This window comes from Actinosynnema sp. NPDC050801, assembly GCF_040673975.1.
Taxonomy (GTDB): Bacteria; Actinomycetota; Actinomycetes; order Mycobacteriales; family Pseudonocardiaceae; genus Actinosynnema.
Map to the genome: position 1 here is coordinate 171,956 of NZ_JBFAQZ010000006.1, position 23,578 is coordinate 195,533.

The 23,578-nt window shown below is 71.3% G+C and carries 25 protein-coding genes; 5 read left to right on the forward strand and 20 right to left on the reverse strand.

Annotated features, from left to right (window positions below):
- Entirely contained in the window at positions 1–1,221 is a 1,221-nt protein-coding gene (gene dxr / locus AB0K14_RS15830; protein ID WP_360447284.1) for a 1-deoxy-D-xylulose-5-phosphate reductoisomerase, read from the reverse strand.
- Positions 1,222–1,376: 155 nt separating this feature from the next.
- Between dxr and AB0K14_RS15835 the strand changes: the two genes are divergently transcribed.
- Positions 1,377–1,652: a GlsB/YeaQ/YmgE family stress response membrane protein gene (locus AB0K14_RS15835; RefSeq protein WP_141981159.1), complete on the forward strand. Its 276-nt coding sequence runs from the start codon at positions 1,377–1,379 to the stop codon at positions 1,650–1,652.
- A gap of 71 nt (positions 1,653–1,723) precedes the next feature.
- Here the strand turns inward: AB0K14_RS15835 and AB0K14_RS15840 are convergent, their stop codons facing one another.
- Together AB0K14_RS15840 and AB0K14_RS15845 are read right to left on the reverse strand one after the other, a co-directional pair.
- A complete protein-coding gene (locus AB0K14_RS15840; protein ID WP_360447282.1) occupies positions 1,724–2,374 on the reverse strand; it encodes a response regulator transcription factor in 651 nt (216 codons plus the stop codon).
- 1 nt (position 2,375) lies between these two features.
- The gene (locus AB0K14_RS15845; RefSeq protein WP_360447280.1) at positions 2,376–4,019 is read right to left on the reverse strand and encodes a histidine kinase; all 1,644 of its coding nucleotides are present in this window, start codon (positions 4,017–4,019) and stop codon (positions 2,376–2,378) included.
- A gap of 225 nt (positions 4,020–4,244) precedes the next feature.
- Here AB0K14_RS15845 and AB0K14_RS15850 point away from each other — a divergent pair, with 225 nt between their 5' ends.
- Entirely contained in the window at positions 4,245–4,502 is a 258-nt protein-coding gene (locus tag AB0K14_RS15850) for a DUF2631 domain-containing protein (RefSeq protein WP_360447278.1), read from the forward strand.
- Positions 4,503–4,579: 77 nt separating this feature from the next.
- On the opposite strand, the gene rlmN is transcribed toward AB0K14_RS15850, so the two are convergent.
- Complete coding sequence (gene rlmN / locus AB0K14_RS15855) at positions 4,580–5,686, reverse strand: 23S rRNA (adenine(2503)-C(2))-methyltransferase RlmN (protein ID WP_360447276.1); 1,107 nt, start codon at positions 5,684–5,686, stop codon at positions 4,580–4,582.
- A 151-nt stretch (positions 5,687–5,837) separates the two neighbouring features.
- Between rlmN and AB0K14_RS15860 the strand changes: the two genes are divergently transcribed.
- Positions 5,838–6,503 (forward strand): PadR family transcriptional regulator, encoded by a 666-nt coding sequence (locus AB0K14_RS15860; protein WP_360447274.1) that lies wholly within the window; start codon positions 5,838–5,840, stop codon positions 6,501–6,503.
- Between the two features lies 1 nt (position 6,504).
- Here AB0K14_RS15860 and AB0K14_RS15865 read toward each other — a convergent pair whose 3' ends face one another.
- Positions 6,505–7,488: an aldo/keto reductase gene (locus tag AB0K14_RS15865; protein ID WP_360447272.1), complete on the reverse strand. Its 984-nt coding sequence runs from the start codon at positions 7,486–7,488 to the stop codon at positions 6,505–6,507.
- A 24-nt stretch (positions 7,489–7,512) separates the two neighbouring features.
- Entirely contained in the window at positions 7,513–8,259 is a 747-nt protein-coding gene (locus AB0K14_RS15870) for a class I SAM-dependent methyltransferase (RefSeq protein ID WP_360447270.1), read from the reverse strand.
- Positions 8,260–8,314: 55 nt separating this feature from the next.
- Between AB0K14_RS15870 and AB0K14_RS15875 the strand changes: the two genes are divergently transcribed.
- Complete coding sequence (locus tag AB0K14_RS15875; protein WP_360447268.1) at positions 8,315–9,133, forward strand: VOC family protein; 819 nt, start codon at positions 8,315–8,317, stop codon at positions 9,131–9,133.
- A gap of 139 nt (positions 9,134–9,272) precedes the next feature.
- Here the strand turns inward: AB0K14_RS15875 and AB0K14_RS15880 are convergent, their stop codons facing one another.
- The 5 genes from AB0K14_RS15880 to rpsB all read right to left on the reverse strand — a co-directional run bounded on the left by AB0K14_RS15880 (position 9,273) and on the right by rpsB (position 13,492).
- Entirely contained in the window at positions 9,273–10,118 is an 846-nt protein-coding gene (locus AB0K14_RS15880; protein ID WP_360447266.1) for a phosphatidate cytidylyltransferase, read from the reverse strand.
- Between the two features lie 83 nt (positions 10,119–10,201).
- A complete protein-coding gene (gene frr / locus AB0K14_RS15885; RefSeq protein ID WP_053721506.1) occupies positions 10,202–10,759 on the reverse strand; it encodes a ribosome recycling factor in 558 nt (185 codons plus the stop codon).
- Positions 10,760–10,805: 46 nt separating this feature from the next.
- Entirely contained in the window at positions 10,806–11,516 is a 711-nt protein-coding gene (gene pyrH / locus AB0K14_RS15890) for a UMP kinase (protein WP_236595242.1), read from the reverse strand.
- A 139-nt stretch (positions 11,517–11,655) separates the two neighbouring features.
- On the reverse strand, positions 11,656–12,471 hold the full coding sequence (gene tsf, locus AB0K14_RS15895; protein WP_360447264.1) for a translation elongation factor Ts: 816 nt from the start codon (positions 12,469–12,471) through the stop codon (positions 11,656–11,658).
- Between the two features lie 151 nt (positions 12,472–12,622).
- Positions 12,623–13,492 carry a 30S ribosomal protein S2 gene (gene rpsB / locus AB0K14_RS15900; protein ID WP_360447262.1) on the reverse strand — a complete coding sequence of 290 codons (870 nt, stop codon included), beginning with the start codon at positions 13,490–13,492 and terminating at the stop codon, positions 12,623–12,625.
- 351 nt (positions 13,493–13,843) lie between these two features.
- Between rpsB and AB0K14_RS15905 the strand changes: the two genes are divergently transcribed.
- Positions 13,844–14,377 (forward strand): M23 family metallopeptidase, encoded by a 534-nt coding sequence (locus tag AB0K14_RS15905; protein ID WP_360447260.1) that lies wholly within the window; start codon positions 13,844–13,846, stop codon positions 14,375–14,377.
- A 351-nt stretch (positions 14,378–14,728) separates the two neighbouring features.
- Here AB0K14_RS15905 and AB0K14_RS15910 read toward each other — a convergent pair whose 3' ends face one another.
- The 9 genes from AB0K14_RS15910 to lepB (AB0K14_RS15950) all read right to left on the reverse strand — a co-directional run bounded on the left by AB0K14_RS15910 (position 14,729) and on the right by lepB (AB0K14_RS15950) (position 23,552).
- Positions 14,729–15,727 (reverse strand): FliA/WhiG family RNA polymerase sigma factor, encoded by a 999-nt coding sequence (locus tag AB0K14_RS15910; protein WP_360447258.1) that lies wholly within the window; start codon positions 15,725–15,727, stop codon positions 14,729–14,731.
- Positions 15,702–16,679, reverse strand: coding sequence for a tyrosine recombinase XerC (locus AB0K14_RS15915; RefSeq protein ID WP_360447256.1), 978 nt, complete (start codon positions 16,677–16,679; stop codon positions 15,702–15,704). The genes AB0K14_RS15910 and AB0K14_RS15915 overlap by 26 nt, the downstream gene beginning before the upstream one ends.
- 33 nt (positions 16,680–16,712) lie before the next feature.
- Positions 16,713–17,876 (reverse strand): DNA-processing protein DprA, encoded by a 1,164-nt coding sequence (gene dprA / locus AB0K14_RS15920; protein ID WP_360447254.1) that lies wholly within the window; start codon positions 17,874–17,876, stop codon positions 16,713–16,715.
- Between the two features lie 667 nt (positions 17,877–18,543).
- On the reverse strand, positions 18,544–20,055 hold the full coding sequence (locus tag AB0K14_RS15925; protein WP_360447252.1) for a YifB family Mg chelatase-like AAA ATPase: 1,512 nt from the start codon (positions 20,053–20,055) through the stop codon (positions 18,544–18,546).
- Positions 20,055–20,408, reverse strand: coding sequence for a YraN family protein (locus tag AB0K14_RS15930; protein WP_360447250.1), 354 nt, complete (start codon positions 20,406–20,408; stop codon positions 20,055–20,057). Before AB0K14_RS15930 ends, AB0K14_RS15925 begins: the two co-directional genes overlap by 1 nt.
- A gap of 195 nt (positions 20,409–20,603) precedes the next feature.
- On the reverse strand, positions 20,604–20,927 hold the full coding sequence (locus AB0K14_RS15935; protein WP_015104440.1) for a DUF2469 domain-containing protein: 324 nt from the start codon (positions 20,925–20,927) through the stop codon (positions 20,604–20,606).
- Positions 20,927–21,721, reverse strand: a complete 795-nt coding sequence (locus AB0K14_RS15940) for a ribonuclease HII (protein WP_360447248.1) — start codon at positions 21,719–21,721, stop codon at positions 20,927–20,929. The genes AB0K14_RS15935 and AB0K14_RS15940 overlap by 1 nt, the downstream gene beginning before the upstream one ends.
- 9 nt (positions 21,722–21,730) lie before the next feature.
- Positions 21,731–22,633 (reverse strand): signal peptidase I, encoded by a 903-nt coding sequence (gene lepB / locus AB0K14_RS15945; protein WP_360447246.1) that lies wholly within the window; start codon positions 22,631–22,633, stop codon positions 21,731–21,733.
- Positions 22,634–22,649: 16 nt separating this feature from the next.
- Positions 22,650–23,552: a signal peptidase I gene (gene lepB, locus AB0K14_RS15950; RefSeq protein WP_360447244.1), complete on the reverse strand. Its 903-nt coding sequence runs from the start codon at positions 23,550–23,552 to the stop codon at positions 22,650–22,652.
- Between the last annotated feature and the right edge of the window lie 26 nt (positions 23,553–23,578).

A 23,578-nucleotide genomic window follows, 5' to 3' on the forward strand; every position in this document is an offset into this window, starting at 1 on the left:
TCAGTCCCTTCCAGACCCCACCGAAGTGGCCACGAGTTCCCGCGCCCGCGCCCGGGCCCAATCCTCCGCCGCGAGGACTTCGGCGACGTCGGCCGGCTCGTGCGCCCAGCCGTCCGCCTCCGCGAGCACTCGTTCGACAGTGTCCACGATGGAGGTGAACGACGTGCCGCCGCCGAGGAAGACCGCGACCGCTTCCTCGTTCGCCGCGTTGTAGACCGCCGGCAGGCAGCCCCCGCCGGAGCCCGCCTGCCTGGCCAGTCGCACCGCCGGGAACGTCTCCTGGTCCAGCGGCTCGAACGTCCACGCCGTCGCGACGTCGAAAGTACACGCGGCGGCGGCGCCGGCGATGCGGTCGGGCCAGCCCAGCGCCAGCGCGATCGGCAGCTTCATGTCCGGCGGGCTGGCCTGGGCGAGCGTCGAGCCGTCGGTGAAGGTGACCATCGAGTGCACGACGGACTGGGGGTGCACGACCACGTCGATGCGGTCGTAGGGCACGCCGAACAGCAGCTGCGCCTCGATCAGCTCCAGCCCCTTGTTGACCAGGGTGGCGGAGTTGACGGTGATGACCGGGCCCATCGACCACGTCGGGTGCGCCATGGCCTCACGGGCGGTGACGTCGGCGAGTTCGGCGCGGGTGCGGCCGCGGAACGGACCGCCGGAGGCGGTGAGCACCAGCTTGGCGACCTCGTCGGCCCGGCCGCCGCGCAGGCACTGGGCGAGCGCGGAGTGCTCGGAGTCGACCGGCACGATCTGGCCCGGCCCGGCCGCCTTGAGCACCAGGGGTCCGCCCGCGATCAGCGACTCCTTGTTGGCCAGGGCGAGCGTCGCGCCCGTCTTGAGGGCGTGCAGCGTCGGCGCCAGGCCGATGGAGCCCGTGATGCCGTTGAGGACGACGTCCGCGGGCGTGGAGTCGACCAGGTCGGTCATCGCGGTGGGACCGGCGAGGATGCGCGGCAGCTTGAACGCGCCCTGCGGGTAGCCGCGCCGCTGCGCCTCGGCGTACAGGGCGAGCGTGACGTCCTCGACCGCGGTGGCGCGGGCGACGGCCACGGCTCGCACGCCGAACTCGACGGCCTGCGCCGCCAGGGCGGCCGGGTCCGCGCCGCCCGCAGCCAGTCCGACCACGGTGAACCGGTCGCGGTTGGCGGCGATGACGTCGAGGGCCTGGGTGCCGACCGACCCGGTGGAACCGAGGACCAGGACGGTGCGTGGTGTGCTCATCACCGTCCATTGTCCCCGAGGCGTCCTGATAGCCCGCACAGCGGTACTTCGATAACGGAACGGTAACTAGCGCGTGGTCTCACTCGTCCGTGGGCATTCCTCGATCAAGCGCCCGACGGATCCGCCCGTCGCGGCCATCAGGAAGGAGAGCCCCCGTGGGCATCTTGGGTTGGATCGTCCTCGGCCTCATCGCGGGTGCCATCGCCAAGGCCATCATGCCAGGCCGGGACCCCGGCGGCATCATCATCACGATGTTGCTCGGCATTGTCGGCGCCATCATCGGCGGCTTCGTGGGCCGTGCCATCTTCGGGACCGACATCAACACGTTCTTCGACCTGAGCACTTGGCTGCTCGCCATCCTCGGCTCGCTGATCGTGCTCGGCATCTACCGCATGGTGACCGGCAACCGCGGGAACCGGGCGAGGGCATGACCTCGCGCTAGACGACCAGAGCCGGGCGTGGCCCACCGGGTGACCGGTGGGCCACGCCCGTTTCCGGCTCCTCAGCCGGCCAGCCCGGCGTCCCGCGCGAGCAGGGCCGCCTGGACCCGGTTGGTCAGCCCCAGCTTGGCCAGGAGCCTGCTCACGTAGGTCTTCACGGTCGCCTCGCTCATGTGCAGCCGCTGGCCGACGTCGGCGTTCGACATGCCGAGCCCGAGCAGGGCCAGCACCTCCACCTCGCGCTCGGTCAGCCCTTCGACCTGGCGCATCGCCGCCTGGCGGCGCGGCTGGCCGACCTGCGCCACCATCCCCACCACCCGGCTCGTCACCATGGGTGACAGGTAGGCCTCGCCGGAGTGAACCGCACGGACGGCGCGCAGCAGTTCCTCCGGGGCGGAGTCCTTCAGCAGGAACCCCGCCGCGCCGTCGGACAGCGCCCGGACGATGTTGTCGTCCTCCCCGAACGTGGTGAGCATCACCACCCGCACCGAGGGCGCCGCGGTGCGCAGCTCGCGTGCCGCGGCCAGGCCGTCCAGGCGGGGCATCCGGATGTCGAGCACGGCCACGTCCACCCGCCGTTCCAGGGCGACGCGCACGGCTTCCCGCCCGTCACCGGCCTCGGCGACCAGTTCGATGTCGTCGGCGGTGCCGAGGATGGCCTTGATGCCCGCGCGCATCAGCGGCTCGTCGTCGGCGATGAGGACCCGGATCACGTCACAACTCCTGCAGGTGGGTGTTCTTCTCGACCAGCGTGCCGTTCGCGAAGCAGAACCGCACGATCTTGGTCGCCCGTGAGGAGTACGTCTGGCCGTCGGCCACGCGGTACTCGCACGCCGCCCCGGAGGGCTCCGGCTCGGCGTCGGACCTGATGTCGCCCAGCGGTGGTTCGGCGCCCCCGGGGAGCTTGGCCATCACCTCGGCCTGCGACTGCCCCACCGACACCGAGTCGTACAACTCCTCGGACACCACCTTGGTGACGGGCTGTGACCCGATCCACGTGTAGCCGCCGACGACCACCAGCACCACGATCCCGGCCAGCACGATCGAACCGACGCCCGCCCACTTGCGGATGCCGGTCGGCTTCGCGGGCGCCTCGACGTCCGCGGGCTCGTCGTCGAGCGGCTCGTCGCCCGCCGCGGCGGTGTCCTCGTAGGGCAGCACGGCCGCGATCCGGAAGCCGCCGGTCGGCAGCTCGCCGACGTGCAGCATCCCGCCCGCCAGCCGGACCCGCTCACCCAGCCCGATCAGGCCGGACCCACCGCCGCTGGGCAGCTTGGCGCGGGGCGGGTTGTTGCGCACCTCCACCACCAGCGCGTCCGGCTCGTACTTCACGGTCACCTGCACGCTCGCGCCCGGCGCGTGCTTGTTGGCGTTGGTCAGGCCCTCCTGGGCGATGCGGTACGCGGCGTGGCTGACCTTCGCTGGAAGCGGCACGGACTGGCCGCCGCGGACCAGGCTGACCCGCACACCGGCCCGCCGCGCGCCGTCGACCAGCTCGTCGATCGCCTCCACGGTCCGCCGGACCTGGTCCTCGTCCGGTTCCTCGTCGCGCCGCAGCACGCCGATGACGCCGCGCAGCTCCTCCATCCCGGTGAGGGCCGCGCTGCGCAGCACCTGCACCGCCTCCCGCTGGCGGTCGCCGAGGCCCGCGTCCATGGCCAGGGCGCCCGCGTGCACGGAGATGAGGCTGAGCCGGTGGCCGAGGCTGTCGTGCATGTCCTGGGCGATCCGGTTGCGCTCGCGCAGCCGCACCTGCCGCGACACCATCCGCCGCTCGCGCACGACCCGTTCCTCGCGTTCCTGCAGGGCCGAGACCAGCGCGTTGCGCTGCGCCGCGTACCGGCCGACCAGGAACGGCAGGGCGACGACCATGCAGTAGACGGTCAGCATCACCCACTGGCCGAACGGCCCGGACAGGCCGGGTGCGGACACGCCCCAGGCGAACATGTGCAGGGCCAGCGCGAGGACGGCCGTGAGCAGCGAGCGCTGCCACGCCGCGATCCGGTAGCCGGCGGCGTAGGACAGCATGACCACCATCGCGATCCCGCCGTGCTCGGAGCTGAAGACCACCCAGGTGGCGATCAGCAGGGCGAGCGCGGGGAACAGCAGCCGGGTCAGGTAGATCGCCGCGTACCCGACGCCCAGCGCGATCAGCGTCCACCCGGACAGCCGCCAGTTGCCGGAGATCCAGCCGGGGAACACGTCCAGGCCGAGGAGCACGACCACGGCAAGCACCTCGCGCCCCACGCGCCAGGGCGTGACCTCGCGGAGGCGTTCGCCGTGGGTGCGCAGGAACGCGGCGGGAGCCTCCCGGAGATCCGGCAGGACGGGCCGGAGCCGTTGCACGAGAGACGTCACAGGGCACCACGGTAGGAGACCGACCCCGGCGCCGGCCGCGTTCCTTGGTCTCGACCGGTTCCGACGAAAGTTGACGCAGGTGAAGCAACGCGGGCCCGACCACGGGCACACCCCGCTGTGGCGGCGTGCACCTCACGTCCCGCGTGGCTCGCGCGTGTGCGACGATGACGCCGTCAGTGCACCTGAATGGGGTTGAACGTGATCGGGCAGGAAGGTCGTGCGGCTGTGTCTTCGTCCTCGGAGCTGGACAAGCGTTCGGCGGTCGACACCCACGACGAGCCGTCGGCCGACTGGGGTTGGCACGGCACGTTCCCCAAGGGCATCAAGATCGCGGGCTGGCTGTCCACCTTCGCCGTCTTCGCCCTGCTGATCGGCAACCACCACGGCCAGACCGAGAACATCTGGGTGGTCCTCACCGGCCTCACCATGGCCGCCCTGCTGATCTGGGACCAGGTCCGCAGCCGCACCTCCTGGCGCCGCTAGGTCGCCCGTGACCGGCCCCTCACCGGGGCCGGTCGACAGCCGCGCCCCGGTGGAGGACGAACCAGCCGGTAGGGGAATCAGCCCTCGGCGGCGAGCTGACCGCAGGCGGCGGCGATGTCCTGGCCGCGGGTGTCGCGGACGGTGCAGGCCACGCCCTGGTCGTTGACCCGGCGGACGAACTCCCGTTCCACCGGCTTCGGTGACGCGTCCCACTTCGAGCCGGGCGTGGGGTTCAGCGGGATCACGTTCACGTGCACCAGCTGGCCCAGGTGCCTGCGCAGCAGCTTGCCCAGCATGTCCGCACGCCACGGCTGGTCGTTGATGTCGCGGATCAGGGCGTACTCGATGGACACCCGCCGTCCGGTGCGGTCGGCGTAACCGCGCGCCGCCTCCAGCACCTCGGCCACGTTCCACCGGGTGTTGACCGGCACCAACGTGTCACGCAGCTCGTCGTCCGGCGTGTGCAGCGACACGGCCAGCCTGACCTGCAGGTTCTCCTCGGTCAACTTCCGGATCGCCGGCACCAGGCCCACCGTCGACACCGTCACCGAGCGCTGCGAGATCCCCAGGCCGTCCGGCGTCGGGTCGCAGATGCGGTGCACCGACTCGACCACGCGCTTGTAGTTGGCCAGCGGCTCGCCCATGCCCATGAACACGATGTTCGACAGCCGACCCGGCCCACCGGGCAGCTCGCCGTCGCGCATGGCCGCCGCACCGCGCCGCACCTGGTCCACGATCTCCGCCGTGGACAGGTTGCGGGTCAGCCCGCCCTGCCCGGTGGCGCAGAACGGGCACGCCATGCCGCAGCCCGCCTGCGACGAGATGCACAGCGTGGCGCGGTCGGGGTAGCGCATCAGGACGCTCTCGACCAACGTCCCGTCGTGCGCCCGCAGCAACGTCTTGCGCGTCGAGCCACCGTCGGCCTCGACGCTGCGCAGCTCGGTCCACAACGGCGGCATGAGGTCGGCCACCAGGCGGTCCCGGGCGGCGGCGGGGATGTCGGTCATCGCGTCGGCGTCGACGGTCAACCGGCCGAAGTAGTGGTTCGACAGCTGCGCGGCGCGGAACGGCTTCTCACCGAGCGCGGCGACGGCTTCTCGACGCTGGTCGGCGGAGAGGTCGGCGAGGTGGCGCGGCGGCAGCCCGCGCTTGGGCGCGTCGAAGACGAGGGGGAGGGCAGTCATAGCGCCTTCCAGTGTCCCACGAGCGCGCGGTGCCCAGGACCGCACGGCGGGTGTGCGTGGACACCCCCACCGTTATCGGCATCACCGTTGCATCGCGATACGTTCCGATATATCGTCGACACGTCGCAACCGATCGGAACAAGGAGTAGAGATGTTCAACCACGAACGCAATCACGGACACGGGCACCGCGAGCACAGGCATCACCGCGAGCACGACTTCGGCGGCCCGGGGCACGGCTTCGGCGGCGGTTTCGACCGCGGCGGCCCGTTCCCCGGTCCCCCGGTGGTGCCGCCGGAGCCGCCGGGCTTCTTCGGTCCCGGCCGGGGCCGGGGCAGGGGTCGCGGCGGCAGGCAGCCCAAGGGCAACGTCCGCGCGGCGGTGCTCACGCTGCTCGGCGAACGCCCCATGCACGGCTACGAGATGATCCAGGAGATCGGCCGCCGCACCGACGGCCTCTGGCGGCCCAGCCCGGGTTCGGTCTACCCGACCCTGCAGATGCTGGCCGACGAGGGCCTCGTCGCCTCCACCGAGGAGGCGGGCGGCAAGAAGCTGTTCACGCTGACCGAGACCGGTCGGGCGGAGGCCGCCAAGCTCGAAGGCGTGCCGCCGTGGCAGCAGGTCAACGACGACCTCGACGCGCACGCGGCGAAGCTGCGCACGTCCGCGCGCCACCTCGGCGCGGCGATGCAGCAGATGGCGCACGCGGGCACGCGGGAGCAGCAGGCGCGGGCCGTCGAGGTGCTCGGTGAGGCCCGCCGCAAGCTGTACGCGATCCTCGGCGAGTTCGACGTCGAAGAGGACAACCCGGAGGGCTGACCTACCAGCGGTCGTGGACCAGCGGCCGGATCAGCTCGTCGTACACCGCGCGCACCTCGTCCTGGGCCTGCGCCGACAGCGGGGCGAGGTCCGCGGCGGCCGAGTTGGCGCGAGCCTGCTCGGCGTTGCGGGCGCCGGGGATGACCACGGTGACACCGGGCTGGTCCACGATCCACCGCAGCGCGAACTGCGCCATGGTCGCACCGGCGGGCACCAGGGGCCGCAGTCGCTCGACCGCCTGCAAACCGACCTCGAACGGCACGCCGGAGAACGTCTCGCCGACGTCGAACGCGTCACCGTTGCGGTTGTAGTTGCGGTGGTCGTCGGCGCCGAACGTGGTCGACGCGCTGTACTTGCCCGACAGCAGCCCCGAGGCGAGCGGAACGCGGGCGATGATCGCCACGCCCGCCTCCGCCGCCGCGGGCAGCACCCGCTCCAACGGCTTGAGCCGCAGCGCGTTCAGGATGATCTGGACGCTCGCGACGCCCGGTCGGGCGATGGCGGTCAGCGCCTCCTCGACGGTCTCCACGCTCACGCCGTACGCGGCGATCCGCTCGGTCCGCACCATCTCGTCGAGCGTGTCGAACACCTCGTCGGTCGAGTAGACCGGGGTCGGCGGGCAGTGCAGCTGCACGAGGTCGAGCGTGTCGACGCCCAGGTTGGCGCGCGACCGGTCGTTCCAGGCCAGGAAGTTGGCGCGGGTGTAGTTCTCCGGCGTCTGCTCGACCCGGCGGCCCATCTTGGTGGCCACCGTGATGCCCGCGTCGCCGCGCTCGCGCAGGAACTTGCCGATCAAGGTCTCGCTGCGGCCGTCGCCGTAGACGTCGGCGGTGTCGAAGAAGTTCACCCCGGTGTCGGCGGCGGCGTGCAGCACCGCCAGCGCGTCGGACTCCTCGACCTGGCCCCAGTCCGCGCCCAGCTGCCAGCAGCCGAGCCCCACGACGCCGACCTGCCGACCGACCCTGCCCGCGTTCCTGTTCTCCACGGTCCGAATCCTATGTGAGCGTTCTCAGGGCAGCACGATGCCGGCCGGTTTGCGCCTCACGTGCAGGCGGTAGCCGACCTCGAACGACAGGCCGGGCGTGTACGCGAGGGCTTTCTCCGCGATCGCCTCGGAGAACTCGATGCGCAGCACGGCCTCCAGGTCCGCACGCCGTTCGAACCGCCAGAGCGCGCGCACGCGCCGCAACGAGAACCCCTGAGCGGCGAAGAACCGCTCCACGTCCACCGGGTTGTAGCGGGGTTCGTCGGCGCACAGCCACGGCCCGTACGGCTCGGCGAGGCCGTCGAGGTCCACGATCGCGAGCGCGCCGCCGGGCCGCAGCACCCGTTCGGCCTCGTGGATGCCCGGCTCGCAGCCGGGGCCGAAGAAGTACGCCGTGCGCGCGTGCACCAGGTCGGCGGTCGCGTCGCGCAGCGGCAGGCGTTGCGCGGGGCCGGCCACCGCCTCGGCGTTCGGCACCTCGGCCACCCGTGCCCGGGCACGCCGCACCAGCGGCGGGTGCGGCTCGACACCGATGACCGAGCGCGCCTCCCGGGCGAAGACCGGCAGGTGGAACCCGTCACCGCAGCCGACGTCGACCACGTCCCGCCCGGCCCAGTCGCACTCCTCGCGCAGCGTGTCCCAGATGGCTCCGTCGACGTCCTGGGCGCGGTTCTCGACCTCGTAGACCTCCGGCCAGTGCCAGATGTTCGGGCTCGGCAGCACGTCGACGGGGCGCACGGCGGCCAACGCGGCGCGGACGAATCCCTTCACGGAACGACTCTAGAGCCGTAGCGTGATCGAATAGGCGGCTGGCAGGAGGTATCAGGTGTCGATCGTCCCCAATTCTCCCGCTTTGGCCGAGTTGCACCACGGCGCACCGTGCTGGGTCGACATCGCCACCACGGACCTCCAGGCCACGACCGACTTCTACGCGGGCCTGTTCGGCTGGTACTTCTCGGACTCGGGCGGCAGCACGATCGCGCTGGTGGACGGCTTGCCGGTGGCCGAGTTGGTGGTCGCCGCCGAGCCGAGCGCGTGGACGCTGTACCTGAACACGCCGCACGCCCGGGCCACCGCCGAGAAGGCGCACGCGTTGGGCGGGGTGGTGCTCGGTGAGCCGTCGGACACCGTGACCGTGCTCGCCGACCCCACGGGGGCGGTGGTCGGGTTCCGACACGTTCCACCCGATTGGGTGTTCGGCACCGATGGGCACGGCGCGTACGCGTGGGCCGAGCTGAACACGCGTGACGGGCAGGCCGCGGACGAGTTCTTCGGCGAGCTGTGCGGGTACGAGATCACCCAGATCGGTGACGGTCAGGCGGTCGACTACACGATCTGGGGCGTCCACGGCCACACCGTGCTCGGGCGTCAGCGGATGGGCCGGGCGTTCGCGCCGGACACCCCGGCGCACTGGATGGTCTACTTCACCGCGGCGCCGGAGATCGGCACGGACTCCGCCGCCTCCAGGGTCCTGGAGCTGGGCGGACGCGTCACCGTGGAGCCGTACGACACGCCGTTCGGCCGGATCACCGTCGTGGCCGACCACACGGGCGCCGTGTTCTCGGTGATCGACCCCTCCCGCACCACCCCGCTGTCGGAAGAGGAAGACACCGACAGTCGAGTAGACGACCCCTACGACGACTAATTGGCCCCTGCTCCGCAGATGGCGGCTCGGTCGCCTGGAAGTCGACCGTTCGCGCCTGATTTCCCGACGACCGAAGAGCGTGATCGCCGGGAAATGAGTCACGAACGATCGACGCGACCTCGCGTTGTGCGGGTCGGCACTACACGAATACGTGTAGGAGCAGCCAGGCGACGACGGCCGAGGGCAGCAGCGAGTCCATCCGGTCCATCAGGCCGCCGTGACCGGGCAGGAGCGTGCCCATGTCCTTGATCCCGAGGTCGCGCTTGATCAGCGACTCGACCAGGTCGCCCGCGGTGGCGGTGACGACCAGGGCCGCGCCGAACAGCACGCCCTGCCACCACTGGCCGTCCAGCATCATGCCGACGGTCAGCGCGCCACCGGCCATGCCCGCCACCATCGAGCCCGCGAAGCCCTCCCAGGACTTCTTGGGGCTGATGGTGGGGGCCATCGGGTGCTTGCCGAACAGCACGCCGGCCACGTAGCCGCCGGTGTCGGACAGCACGACGCCGATCAGGAACGCCAGGACGCGGAACACGCCGTCGTCCGGCACGACCAGCATGACCGCGAAGGACGCGAACACGGCCACGTAGGCGACCGTGAAGATGGACGCGGTGACGTCACGCAGGTAGCCGTCCGCGCCGTCCTTGAGCCGCCAGATCAGGCACACCAGGATCGTCACCACGAACGCGCCGAGCACGCCGCCGCGCTCGTACGGCCAGGCCAGCCACACCACGGCCTGCCCGCCCACCAGCACGGGCAGCAGCGCCACCCGGATGCCCGCGCCACGCCGCAACGCGCCTGTGAGCTCGTACATCGAGACGCCGACCGCGACCGCGACGACGCCGACGAACAGCTCGCGCACCGTCAGCAGCGCGACGAGGATGACCGCACCGAGGCCGACGCCCACGGCGATGGCCGCGGGCAGGTTGCGCCCCGCGCGTGACGCGCTCTTCTCCGGCGCGCCCTGGTCACCGCCGCCTGACACCTGTTGTGCTCCTATCACGACCGTCCACCGGCCAAGCAACGCGTGCGGCCGGTGACCCGACCCGCCGAACCCGACGTGACCACCTAGACCTCTAGCAGTTCGGCTTCCTTGTGCTTGACCAGCTCTTCGATCTGGGCGACGTAGCGGTGGGTGACGTTCTCCAGTTCCTTCTCGGCCCTGGTGCCGTCGTCCTCGCCGACCTCGCCGTCCTTGACCAGGCGGTCCAGCTCTTCCTTGGCCTTGCGGCGGATGTTGCGGATGGACACCTTGGCGTCCTCGCCCTTGCCCTTGGCGACCTTGACCATCTCGCGGCGGCGTTCCTCGGACAGCTGCGGGATCACCACGCGGATGATCGAGCCGTCGTTGCTGGGGTTCACGCCCAGGTCGGAGTCGCGGATGGCCTTCTCGACCGCGTTGAGCTGGGTGGCGTCGTAGGGCTTGATCACCGCCATGCGCGCCTCCGGGATGGCGACGCTGGCGAGCTGGTTCAGCGGGGTGGGCGAACCGTAGTACTCCACCACGATGCGGGAGAACATCGAGGGGTTGGCACGGCCGGTGCGCACCGCGGCCAGGTCCTCCTTCGCCACGGACACCGCTTTTTCCATCTTCTCCTCGGCGTCGAGGAGGGTCTCGTCAATCACGACTGACTCCCTTGGTGTGCGCAGTTCGGCTCGAATCCCAGCAGGTCTAGAAGGACGGGCGACCACCGGGGGTGCTCACCAGTGTGCCGATCTTCTCACCACGCACGGCTCGCGCGATGTTCCCCTCGGTGAGCAGGTTGAAGACCATGATCGGCATGTTGTTGTCCATGCACAGGCTGAACGCGGTCGCGTCGGCGACGTTCAGGCCGCGTTCGAGCACTTCCCGGTGGGTGATGTTGTCGAACATCTGCGCGTCCGGGTCGATCTTGGGATCCGCGGTGTAGACGCCGTCCACGGCCTTGGCCATCAGCACGACCTCGCAACCGATCTCCAGCGCGCGCTGCGCGGCGGTGGTGTCGGTGGAGAAGTACGGCATGCCGGCGCCGCCGCCGAAGATCACCACGCGCCCCTTGTCGAGGTGCCGCATGGCCCGGCGGGGGATGTAGGACTCGGCGATCTGGCCCATCGTGATGGCGGTCTGCACCCGGGTCTCGATGCCGTGCTCGCGCTCCAGGAAGTCCTGCAGGGCGAGGCAGTTCATCACGGTGCCGAGCATGCCCATGTAGTCGGCGCGGCTGCGGTCCATGCCGCGCTGCTGCAACTCGGCGCCGCGGAAGAAGTTGCCGCCGCCGATGACGACCGCGACCTGGACCCCGGTCCGGACGACCGCGGCGATCTGGCGCGAGACGGTCTGCACGACGTCGGGGTCGACGCCGACACCGCCGCCGCCGAACATCTCGCCGCCCAGCTTGAGCATCACCCGGCGGTAGCCGTGGATGGGCTCGTCGTCGGCGTGATCCGCTTTCGGGTGATCTACCTCTGCGCTCACAGGTACTCCTCTGGACACGGCAAGGGCGGGGTCGCGACGTCTGCTCGCAACCCCGCCCTCACGCGAATCAGGCCTGGCCGACCTCGAACCGGGCGAAGCGGGTCACGGTGACCCCGGCCTCGTCCAGCACGGCCTTGACGGTCTTCTTGGACTCCGTCACGGACGACTGCTCCAGGAGCACGACGTCCTTGAAGAAGCCGTTCACGCGACCCTCGACGATCTTGGACAGCGCCGCCTCCGGCTTGCCCTCCTCGCGAGCGGTCTCCTCGGCGATGTGGCGCTCGTTGGCCACCACGTCCGCGGGGACCTCGTCGCGGGTGAGGTAGCGGGGACGCATCGCGGCGATCTGCATCGCGGCGCCGCGGGCGGCGTCCTCGTTGTCGCCGGTGTACTCGACCACCACGCCGACGGCGGGCGGCAGGTCGGCGGCACGGCGGTGCAGGTAGGTGGTCACGGTGCCGTCGAAGACGGCGACCTTGGCCAGCTCCAGCTTCTCGCCGATCTTGGCGGAGAACTCCTGGACGACCGCGTCGATGCTCTTGCCGTCGAGCTCGGCGGCCTTGAGGGCCTCGGCGTCCGCCGGACGGGTGGCCTTGGCGACCGCGACGATCCGGGAGGCCAGCTCCTGGAAGTCGGCGTTCTTGGCGACGAAGTCCGTCTCGCAGCGCAGCTCGATCATCACGCCGTCCTCGGCCACGACCAGGCCGTTGGAGGTCGTGCGCTCGGCGCGCTTGTCGACGTCCTTCGCACCCTTGATGCGCAGGAGCTCGACCGCCTTGTCGAAGTCGCCGTCGGTCTCCTCGAGCGCCTTCTTGCAGGCCATCATGCCCGCGGCGGTCAGCTCGCGGAGGCGCTTCACGTCAGCGGCGGTGTAGTTCGCCATCGTGCGATTTCCGTTCCTTCTGCGGTCTGGTCGTCGGCTTCGCTCGCCGACGCGTTTACGCGCTGGGGTGGTGCGGTCTCGAGCTGGTCAGTGCTGGTGCTGTGCGCACGCCGCGCCCGCCGTGATCAGGCAGGCGCGGCGTGCGCGCAGATCAGGACTGGACGGCCTCGGTGCCCTCGGCGGCGGGCGCCTCGGCAGCGGGGGCGTCGGCGGCGGCAGCAGGCGCGGCGGGCGCGTCGGCGCCGACCAGCAGCTCCTGCTCCCACTCGGCCAGCGGCTCGTCCTGGCCCGGCTCGGGCTTGTCAGCGCCGTCGGCGGCCTGGGTGCGGGCGCCGGAGCGCGCCATCAGACCGGCGGCGGCGGCCTCGGCCACCACCTTGGTCAGCAGCGCGGCGGACCGGATCGCGTCGTCGTTGCCCGGGATCGGGTAGTCGACCTCGTCCGGGTCGCAGTTCGTGTCGAGGATCGCCACGATCGGGATGTTCAGCTTGCGCGCCTCGCCGACGGCGATGTGCTCCTTCTTGGTGTCCACGATCCACACGGCGCTGGGCACCTTGGACATGTCGCGGATACCGCCGAGCGTGCGCTCCAGCTTGTCCTTCTCGCGGTTCATCATCAGGATTTCCTTCTTGGTGAAACCCTGGAAACCGCCGGTCTGCTCCATCGACTCCAGCTCCTTGAGCCGCTGGAGGCGCTTGTGCACCGTGGAGAAGTTGGTGAGCATGCCGCCCAGCCACCGCTGGTTCACGAAGGGCATGCCGACGCGGAGGGCCTCGTTGGCGATGGCCTCCTGCGCCTGCTTCTTGGTGCCGATGAACAGGATCGACCCACCGTGCGCGACCGTTTCCCGGACGAACTCGTAAGCCCGGTCGATGTAGGTCAGCGTCTGCTGGAGGTCGATGATGTAGATGCCGTTGCGCTCGGTGAAGATGTAGCGCTTCATCTTCGGGTTCCAGCGGCGGGTCTGGTGCCCGAAGTGCACGCCGCTGTCGAGCAGCTGCTTCATGGTGACGACGGCCATGGCCGGGTTCGCACCTCTTCGTTCAGGCGCGCCTGGCGGGAGGCCGGCGCGCGTTCCGGTTCGTCGCGGCGGGCCGGGTCGGACCGCCGCCCTGGTGCCCCTGCCGCCGTCCGAACCGGAGGACGTGTCGCCTCAGGACCGCCGGACGCCGTGACTCGACCACACCGAAAACCGGTCGAATCTGCATTGGCACGCGAAGTCGCCCCGCAGTCACACGGGCCGCGCACCGAGTGTACGCCGGTGGGGCCGGGAACCACGAACCGGGCCCGGAGTTGTCCACAGCCCTCCGAGTTGTCCACAGTTCCGGAGAACCCACTGGTAGCCCCCGGTCCGCGCCGGAACGCTGGACCCGTGACTCCCACCATGCGAACACTGCTGGTCCTGGCCTTGACAGCGTTGCCGACCCTACCCCTGGTCCTGGTCGCCGCACCCGCCCAGGCGTCCCGCCCGCCGCGCTACGCCTGGCCCCTGGCGCCACCGCACCAGGTGGTCCGCGCCTTCGAATCCCCGGCGACGCAGTACGCCGCCGGCCACCGCGGCGTGGACCTGGCGGCACCGCCCGGCGCCCCGGTCCTGGCCGCGGGGGACGCGGTGGTCGTGCACGCGGGCCCGGTGGCCGACCGCACGGTGGTGTCCCTGCTGCACCAGGGCGGCTTGCGGACCACGTACGAGCCGGTGGACCCCACCGTCCGCCGAGGCCAGCCGGTACGCCGAGGGGACCGCATCGGCACCCTGCGCGCAGGTCACGAGGGCTGCCCGGAGGAGGCCTGCCTCCACTGGGGCGCCGTCCGCACGACCCCACCGAAGTCCCGCGCGTACCTCGACCCGCTGCACCTGCTGACCAACGGCCGCGTCCGCCTGCTGCCCAGGCCAACCCACGGCTGATCCGTCACCGAGCAACCCCAACCCCCGACCCGGCCCGCCGCCCACCCGGGCGGGGCATCAACCCGCCGAGCCCGCGTCCCTGTTCGAGCGAGCACACCGCTCAGCCGCGCCCAGCCACGTGACCCAGCCACCTGACCCAGCCGCTCGACCCAGCCGCTTGAATCCCGACCCACCTGAATCCCGACCCGCCAGATCCCCGCACCCAGCACCCGCACGCCGCCGGCCAAACCGACTGCCACCTTGGTTACCGCATCTCTCACCGCTATTGCTCACCGCTCTGCCGCACTTGTCACCAGCGGCGACACCCGGCACGCGAAGCCTTTCGCACCGAACCTCGGCGGCAGGTCCGGCCTACGCCTCCAGCTGCTCGTTCAGCTTGGTGCGCAGGCGCAGCACCGCTCGGGTGTGCAGCTGGCACACGCGGGACTCCGTGACGCCGAGGACCTTGCCGATCTCGGCCAGCGTCAGGTTCTCGAAGTAGTACAGGGTGACCACGACGCGGTCCCGTTCGGCGAGCTGCGCGATCGCGTCGGCGAGCTGGCGGCGGCTGTCCTGGTCGACCAGGGTCGCGATCGGGTCCTCCGCGCCCTCGTCGGGCAGGGACTCGGCCAGCGACGAGCCCGCGCCACCGGTGTTGCGGCCGGCGGCGATCAGTTCGTCCAGCGCCACCACGCTGGTCAGCTGGAGCTGGGCGTAGAGCTCCCGCAGCTCACCCAGGCCGATCTTCAGCTCGGCGGCGAGCTCGCGGTCGGTCGGGGTGCGTTGCAGGCGACCGCCGAGGCGTTCCAGGGCGCGTTCGACGTCGCGGGCACGGCTGCGGACCGAGCGGGGCACCCAGTCCTGCGAGCGCAGGTCGTCGAGGATCGCGCCGCGGATCCGCTGCATCGCGTAGGTCTCGAACTTCAGGCCGCGCTCGGGCTCGAACTTCTCGATCGCGTCGACCAGGCCGAAGATGCCGGACTGGATCAGGTCCGCCACGTCGACGTGCGCCGGCAGTCCGGTGCCGACCCGGCCCGCGACGTACTTCACCAGCGGCGCGTAGTGCAGCACGAGGCGGTCCCGCAGACCCTGCAGCCGCGACTCGCCGTAGGTGTGCCACAGCGCGATGATCCCGGCTTCCACGTCATCGGCGGTGCGCGACTCGGACGCCGCGTGCGCCGGCCTGCCGACGACCGCGGGCCCGCTGTACCCGTTCGTGCGCAGCGGCTCCTCGCCGACGTGGTGACCGTTCGTCCCAGCCGGGGTGCGCGCCGCCGACGAGGTCCCGACGTGCGCGGCGGAGGGAGAGGTCACGGTTGCGGTCCGCGAACCTCCCCCTGCGACGTCAGGAGCGGGGGTGGGTTCGGTCATGGATCGCCTTCAGCCGTTCGACGGTGACGTGTGTGTAGAGCTGAGTCGTTGCGAGCGTAGCGTGACCAAGGAGCTCCTGGACGGTGCGCAGGTCCGCTCCCCCTTCCAACAGGTGCGTGGCCGCGGAATGGCGTAGGCCGTGGGGACCGGTGTCAGCCGTTCCCGTGACCGCACCCACTACATCGTGGACAACTCTCCTGGCGGTACGCGGGTCGAGCCTGCCGCCACGGGCACCGAGCAGCAGTGCACGGTGTGAACGGTCGTTGACCAGGGCGGATCGGCCATATTCCACCCAGCGCCGTATAGCGCGTTCGGCCGGAACGCCGAACGGCACGGTGCGTTCGCGACTTCCCTTGCCCAGAACCCGAATCACCCTTTGGGAGTAGTCCACGTCGTCGAGGTCGAGACCGCACAACTCGGCGACCCGGACACCTGTTGCGTACAGCAACTCCACCACGGCTTGGTCACGCAGCGCAACCGGATCGCCTTGTTCCGCACCAAGTTCGGCAACGGCCATGGCAGCGCCGGCCTGGTCGGCCCGCAGCACTGCGGGAAGGGTTCGGTGCGGTCTGGGTGCGCTGAGCCGAAGGCCCGGGTCGGTGGGGAGGAGGCCGTTGCGGCAGGCCCACGCGGTGAACGTCCGGGCGGAGGCGGCACGCCGGGCCATCGTCGTGCGGCCGGCGCCGGCCGAGTGCTGGGAGGCCAACCACGACCGCAGCCCGGGCAGGTCGATCGCTTCCACGGTCACGTCGTCGGGGGTGCCGCCGGCTAAGTGGACCAGCAGGGCGACCACGTCACCGAGGTACGCGCGAACGGTGTGCGGCGACAGGCCGCGTTCCATCGCGAGGTGGCGTTCGTAGCGGTCCAGGGACGCCGCCACGTCCGCGGGCAGCGCGCGACGCAGGCGAACCAGGTCGACACGACGTGTCCGGGCGGGCGGCGGCGGGGACATAGCCCCTGACGCTCCGCCCTCAAGCGCTCTTGGTCAAGTATCGCCACGCCAACTCCCCTCCTGGGAGCGCTTCCAACCGGATTCGGACCGTTCGGCGAGACCGGCTAGTTCCAATTGGGGCAGCAAACCGCGCACTCGGGCCAGTTCGACTCCGGATTCCACCGCGATCGCCTCCGGGCTGCACCCGGACGTCAGGCCCAACGCCTCGAAGACCCTCATCGCGTCACCCTGCGGTGGGCCCGTGTCGGTGTTCCTGGTTACCTCGACCAGGTCGACGCCGAGCCGTCCGGTCGACTCGATGACCTCGGCGACGCTGGTCACCGGCAACGCGATGCCCGAGCGCAGCAGTTCGTGGCAGCCCGACGAGCTGACCGACGTAATGGGCCCGGGAACCGCCATGAGCACCCGCCCGAGCGCCGCCGTCGACGCGGCGGTGTTCTTGGCCCCGCTGCGACGGCCCGCTTCGACCACCACGGTCCCCTCGGCGAGGGCCGCGATGAGCCGGTTCCGCGTCAGGAACCGGTGCCGGGCGGGGGTGTGCGTTGGTGGGTACTCACTCACCAGCAGGCCATGGCTCGGGATGCGCTCCAGCAGCGCCCGGTGACCCGCCGGGTAGGCGACGTCGATGCCACAGGCCAGCACGGCGATCGTCAGCCCACCGGCCGTGATGGCACCCCGGTGGGCCGCGCCGTCGATCCCGTAGGCGGCGCCGGACACCACCGTGACCCCGGCTTCGGCCAACCCGAACCCGAACTCGCCCGCGACGTGCTGCCCGTAGCTGGACGACGCCCGACTACCCACGACCGCGACGGCCCGTTCGGTGATCGCGGCCAGGTCGGCATCGCCCCGAACCCACAGCGCCAGGGGCTCCAACCCGCACCGCAAGCCGTTCGCGGCGGCGATGGCCAGGGCGTTGAAGGGCCACCGGGGCCACTCGCCGTCCTCGGGGACCAACAACCGGCCCCCGACCTTCGCGGCGGCTTCCAAGTCCTGCTCGGCCAGGTCCAACGCCCGCCGCGCGGAGGTCTGGCTGTCGACCGCGGCCGGGACTTCGCCTGCCCGAACCAACTCCGCCGCCCGAACCGGCCCGACCTCGGCGACGAACCGGACGAGCGCCGCGGCGGGCGGTTCGGCAACCCGGGAGAGATAGGCCCGCGCCAGCCGGATCTCGTCGGTGCTCACCACCACCGCCACCATTCGCACACCCCGGTACGGGCGGTGGCGGCCGACGCCATGTCCCGATTACGCCCGACACCCGCCCCGACCACTGCCGGCAGGTCAGCGGTCACCGGGAACCCGGCCGAAGTCCGCGCCGTCGGGCCGTGGGTCACGCAGGTTGTCGGCGGTCCGTGCCGGGACGCACTCGAAGCCGATGTCTCCGGAACGCGACCCGCCCCGGCCGGCGCGGCGGCGAGTGCAGGGGACGCCGGCCTGGCCGACGAAGTGCGGACAGCTGCGGAGTCGGGCGGTCCGAGGTGCGGCGATACCGGATCGGGCGACGCAAAGCCGGCCGCTGCGGGGTTGCGCGAGAGCGGGTCGAGCGACGCGGGATCGGCCACCGACAGCTCCGGCGGGACGAGGTGCGCCGACACACGACCGACCGCTCCCAGGTCGGGCTGTGCGGAGTTGGGCAACGCAGGGCCGGGCAACGCGAGATCGGGCGGTGCCGGGTTGGGCGAGGTCGGGTCGGCTGCTGCGAGGCAGGGCGGTGCAGGGGGCGGAGCCGCGGCGGTCGGAGGTGCGGCAGCGGGTGGTGCGGGGTGGGAGGGGGATGTCGGTCGAAGTCGGGTGGGTTGGGGTTCTGGGGTGGTTGGGGTGGCTTGGTGATGCGGTGGCGGTGGGGTGTCGAGGCGGGTTGGAGTGGTCATGACTTCCTGCGCTCTCGGAATTCCAGGGCGGCCGCTACGTGGTCCGCTGTCGGTTGGTCGACCTCCGCCAAGTCGGCGAGGGTCCAGGCGACCCGCAGGCACCGGTCGGCGCCCCGGCCGGTCAGGGCTCCCGTGGTCAGGGCCCGGTCCAGCACCGCGGTCGTCTGCCTGGGCAGGACGTACTCGCGCCGGAGGACGGGGCCGGGCACCTCGGCGTTGGTCAGCCAGCCGTGGTCCGTCCAACGTTCCGTGGCCCTCGTCCTGGCCTTCTGCACCCGCTCGCGGACGGCGGCCGTGGGTTCCGGTGGCCCTGTCTCCGCACCGCTCATGGCGGTCAAGGGGCGCATCACGACCCTGAGGTCGACCCGGTCCAGCAGCGGGCCCGAGAGCTTGCTCTGGTACCTCCTCCGGGCCGCCGGCAGGCAGACGCAGTCGATCTCCTTCGGCGGCGCGCATGGGCACGGGTTGGTCGCCATCACCAGTTGGAACCTGGCCGGGTAGCGGGCGATCCCGTCACGCCGCGCCAGCCGGACCTCGCCCTCCTCCAACGCCGTGCGCAACGCCTCCAGCTTCGCCGCGCCGAACTCCCGCGCCTCGTCCAGGAAGAGCACCCCGCGATGGGCTCGGCTCATCGCCCCCGGCTTCGCGACGCCGGTGCCGCCGCCGATCAGCGCGACCGTCGACGTCGAGTGGTGCAGCGAGATGAACGGCGGCGTGGAGACCAGTGGCGACTCGCGGCTGAGCAGGCCGGCGATGGAGTGCACCGCCGTGACACCCAGGGCCTCCTCCGGCGACAACGGCGGCAGCAGGCCCGCCAGGCGTTGCGCCAGCATGGTCTTGCCCGTGCCCGGCGGACCGGTCAGGAGGATGTGGTGACCACCCGCCGCGGCCACCTCCAGCGCCCACCGCGCCTCCGGCTGGCCGATGACGTCCGCCAGGTCCGGCCCGTCCGGTGGCGGGGCGAGCGCGGGCGGGGTGGTGTGGTGGAGGACGCCCTCGCCGGACAGCCAGGCCAGGACGTCGGACAAGGTCGCCGCGCCGTGGACGGTCATGCCCTCGACCAAGGCGGCTTCCGGCAGCGCGTCCACCGGGACCACGGCCTCGGTCAGACCCGCACGCCGGGCGGCCACCAGGGCGGGCAGGACACCTCGGACGGTCCGCACCCGGCCGTCCAGGGCCAGCTCACCCAGCAGCACGGTGTCGGCGAGCCGCCCGGCCTCGATCGCCTGGGCCGCGGCCAGCACCACGCAGGCGATGGCGAGGTCGTACCCCGAGCCGTTCTTCGGCAGGGTCGCCGGGGACAGGCCCAGGGTCACGCGTTGCGACGGCCAGTCGTGCCCGCTGTTGCGCACGGCCGCCTTCACGCGGTCCTTCGACTCGTGCAGAGCGGCATCGGGCAGGCCCAGGAGCTGGGTCTTCACCGTCCCGACGCCCACGTCGGCCTCGATCTCGACCGGGACGCCGTCCACGCCGAACAACGCCACCGACCACGTGCGCGCGAGCGCCATCACACACCTCGCAGGTGGTGCAGGCGGACCCGGCCGGCGGGCGGCCACTCGATCGAGATCACGTCGAACCGGATCTCCACCCGGCCGAGGCGGTTCGCGCTGAGCCAGCGCAGCGCCGACCTGCGCACCCGGGCCAGCTTCTCCGGCGTCACCGCCTCCAGCGGTGTCCCCCTGGTGGTGCCCGAACGGCACTTGACCTCGACCACCACCAACCGCGCCCCGTCGGTGGCTACGACGTCCAGCTCACCGTCGTCGCACCGCCAGTTGCGCGCCAGGATCGACAGCCCCTGGTGCTCCAGGTACCGGCACGCCGCGTCCTCGCCACGCCTGCCCAGATCGGTCGCCGTGCTCATGCCCCACCCCTTCGCCGCTTCGGTCTCGGTTCGACCTTGCCGGGGGTGGTGCGGGGTGACGAGCGGGAGTTCGCCGACTGTGGACAACCTCAGGGGCTGTGGACAGAGCCGGGCGAATTGTCGGTATCGCGTGGTATCGGCGCGATGAGACGCAAAGGGGCCCGCCCTAGGGCAGGCCCCTGCGACTTGCGGCGATCAGGAGTTGAACGGACCGTCCTCGGGCAGCCTGAGGTCGGGCTTGTCCAGCTCCTCGACGTTGACGTCCTTGAAGGTGATCACGCGGACGTTCTTCACGAAGCGGGCGGGGCGGTACATGTCCCACACCCACGCGTCGGACATCCGCACCTCGAAGTAGACCTCGCCGTCCGCGTTGCGGACCTGCACGTCCACCGAGTTGGCCAGGTAGAACCGCCGCTCGGTCTCCACGACGAACGAGAACTGGCTGACGATGTCGCGGTACTCCTTGTACAGCGACAACTCCATCTCGGTCTCGTACTTCTCGAGATCCTCTGCACTCATTACGCCTCCGCGCGGGTAATCATCGAATCCGCGCCCCTCCTCGTCGCGAGCCTGCCACCGCTGGTCTGCGGGGTTGACCCATTCTGGACCACGGCGGCCGCGACCACGCCGCGCGCCACCCGGTGCGGCGGTTCCAACCCGTGCCGGAGCCCCGCGGCGGCCACATTCGCATACGACCAGCGGTGTTGCGCACTCGGGCCGTGTTCCACCAGCGCGGCGGAGTGCTCGGGGGTGCTGTAGCCCTTGTGCACGTCGAACCCGTAGACGGGCAGTTCCCCGTGCAGACCGGTCATGATCCGGTCCCGGGTGACCTTGGCCAGCACGGACGCCGCCGCGACGCACGCGGCGACCCGGTCGCCCTTGACCACCGGCATGTTCGGCGCCGTGAGGCCCGGCACCGGGAAGCCGTCGGTCAGCACGTACCCGGGGTGCGCGCCCAGTTGCGCGACCGCGCGCCGCATGCCCTCGATGTTCGCCACGTGCACGCCGAGCAGGTCGACCTCGGCGTTCGGGATCACGATCACCGCGTAGTCGAGCGCGCGCTTGAGCACCAGGTCGTACATCCGGTCCCGCGCGGCGGCGGTGAGCAGCTTCGAGTCGGTGAGCCCGTCGAACTTCGCCGCGTCGCCCGGCTTGAGCACGCACGACGCCACGACCAGCGGTCCCGCGCACGCGCCACGCCCGGCCTCGTCGACGCCCGCCACCGGACCGAACCCGCGCCGGTCCAGCGCGGCTTCGAAGGCCCAGATGCCCGCGGTCTGCCGGACCTGGACGCGAGGCGGCTTGCGGATCACCCCTGGACCCTATCCCAGCCGCGAACGGCGCAGCCGCGCCCTCACCCGCCTGCCGAGCACGAGCAGCGGCCAGGCCGCCGCCAGCCCGACACCGGCGGGCAGGGCGTCCTGCCAGGCCGGCGCACCGATGGCCACGACCTGCGGGTCGTGGTCGCCGACGCCCTGCCAGCGCGACGGCGGCAGCACGATCACCCGCGCCTTGCCCACCACGTTGTCCACCGGGACGAGACCGCCCTCGCGGCCGTCGCCCTGGCACCGCGAGTCGCACGAGTCGTTGCGGTTGTCACCCAGCACGAACAGGTAGCCCGCGGGGATCTTCAGCTCGGCGAACGACTCCTGCACCGTGCTGCGCCCGGGCGCCCAGTACACGTACGGCTCGTCCAGCGGCTTGCCGTCGACCACCACCCGGTTGCGGTCGTCGCAGCACTTCACGGTCTGCCCGCCGACCGCGATGACCCGCTTGACGAAGTCCTCCTCGTTCGCCGCCGGGAACCCCAGCAGCGAGCCGACGCCCTGCACCGCGCGGGCCACCGGGTTGGTCGGCTCGGCGGCCACGAAGTCCTGGTTGATCCAGGTGTCCGGGCCGTGGAAGACGACCACGTCACCCGGCTCGGGCTCGCTGAAGTCGTAGGTCAGCTTGTCGACCAGCACCCGGTCGCCGAAGCAGCCGTCGGAGCAGCCGTGCAAGGTCTGCTCCATCGACTCCGACGGGATCATGTAGACCTTCGCCAGGAACGACTGGATCAGCACCGCGAGCAGCACCGCGACGCCGATCAGGATCGGCAGCTCTTTCCAGAACGAGCCCTTGCGCTTGGCCTTCTTGCGCGCGCGGGCACGCCACTGCTCGACCTTTTCCTCGTGCTCCGGGTCGCCCTCGTCGGAGGAGCCCCGGGACGATGCGACGTCCACCACCCGGTCAGCGTACCGATCAGGCCTGTGAGGCCCTGGTCAACCGCCTGCGCAGCTTCCGGCCGAAGAACACCAGCGGCCACGCGGCGGCCAGGCCGGCGCCCGCCGGGACGGCGCTCTGCCACGCGGGCGCGCCGAGCGCGACGGCCTGCGGGTCGTGGTCGCCGATGCCCTGCCAGCGAGACGGCGGCAGCACGATGACCCGCGCCTTGCCGATGACGTTGTCCTCCGGCACGGTGCCCGCCACGCCGCCACCGCCCTGCTTGCGCGAGTCGGTGGAGTTCGTGCGGTTGTCACCCATCACCCAGAGGTGGCCTTCGGGAACCTTGACCGGCTCGAACGGGTCGTGGTTCTCCGGTGACGTGCCCGGCTGCCAGTAGATGTACGGCTCGTCCAGCGGCTTGCCGTCGACCAGCACCCGGTGCTGGTCGTCGCAGCACTGCACGGTCTGCCCGCCGACCGCGATGACCCGCTTCACGAAGTCGCGCTCGTCCGGCGGCGCGAGGCCGACCAGCGAGGCCACCGACTGGATGCCCGCCACGATCGGGTTGTCCGAGCGGCCGGACGTGAAGTCGTTGTTGCCCCAGGTCTCAGGGCCGCGGAAGACCACGACCTCGCCCGGCTCGATGTCGGTGAAGTCGTACACCAGCTTGTCGACCAGCACCCGGTCGTTGTTGCACCCCGGGCAGCCGTGGAGGGTCTCCTCCATCGACTGCGACGGGATCACGTACACCCGTGCGAGGAACGTCTGGATCAGGATGGTGAGGACGAGGGCCGTCGCGCCGAGCACGAGGAGTTCGCGCCACAGCGGGGGCTTCTTCTTGTCCTTCTTCGACTTGCCGCCCGCAGCCGAGTCCGGTGTGGACTCGACTGCGGGATCCTGACCGTCTTCGTCAGCGGAGCGGTGCACGGGATCTGCCACGTGGGCAGGCTACTGGTTCCGCGTGT

Excerpts from the sequence above, each read along its gene's own strand:
- dxr (WP_360447284.1), bottom strand. The coding sequence starts at position 1,221 with ATGAGCACACCACGCACCGTCCTGGTCCTCGGTTCCACCGGGTCGGTC.
- rlmN (WP_360447276.1), bottom strand. The coding sequence starts at position 5,686 with ATGACTGCCCTCCCCCTCGTCTTCGACGCGCCCAAGCGCGGGCTGCCG.
- AB0K14_RS15860 (WP_360447274.1), top strand. The coding sequence starts at position 5,838 with ATGTTCAACCACGAACGCAATCACGGACACGGGCACCGCGAGCACAGG.
- pyrH (WP_236595242.1), bottom strand. The coding sequence starts at position 11,516 with ATGCTCAAGCTGGGCGGCGAGATGTTCGGCGGCGGCGGTGTCGGCGTC.
- tsf (WP_360447264.1), bottom strand. The coding sequence starts at position 12,471 with ATGGCGAACTACACCGCCGCTGACGTGAAGCGCCTCCGCGAGCTGACC.
- rpsB (WP_360447262.1), bottom strand. The coding sequence starts at position 13,492 with ATGGCCGTCGTCACCATGAAGCAGCTGCTCGACAGCGGCGTGCACTTC.
- AB0K14_RS15910 (WP_360447258.1), bottom strand. The coding sequence starts at position 15,727 with ATGACCGAACCCACCCCCGCTCCTGACGTCGCAGGGGGAGGTTCGCGG.
- AB0K14_RS15915 (WP_360447256.1), bottom strand. The coding sequence starts at position 16,679 with ATGTCCCCGCCGCCGCCCGCCCGGACACGTCGTGTCGACCTGGTTCGC.
- dprA (WP_360447254.1), bottom strand. The coding sequence starts at position 17,876 with ATGGTGGCGGTGGTGGTGAGCACCGACGAGATCCGGCTGGCGCGGGCC.
- AB0K14_RS15925 (WP_360447252.1), bottom strand. The coding sequence starts at position 20,055 with ATGGCGCTCGCGCGCACGTGGTCGGTGGCGTTGTTCGGCGTGGACGGC.
- AB0K14_RS15930 (WP_360447250.1), bottom strand. The coding sequence starts at position 20,408 with ATGAGCACGGCGACCGATCTGGGCAGGCGTGGCGAGGACGCGGCGTGC.
- AB0K14_RS15935 (WP_015104440.1), bottom strand. The coding sequence starts at position 20,927 with ATGAGTGCAGAGGATCTCGAGAAGTACGAGACCGAGATGGAGTTGTCG.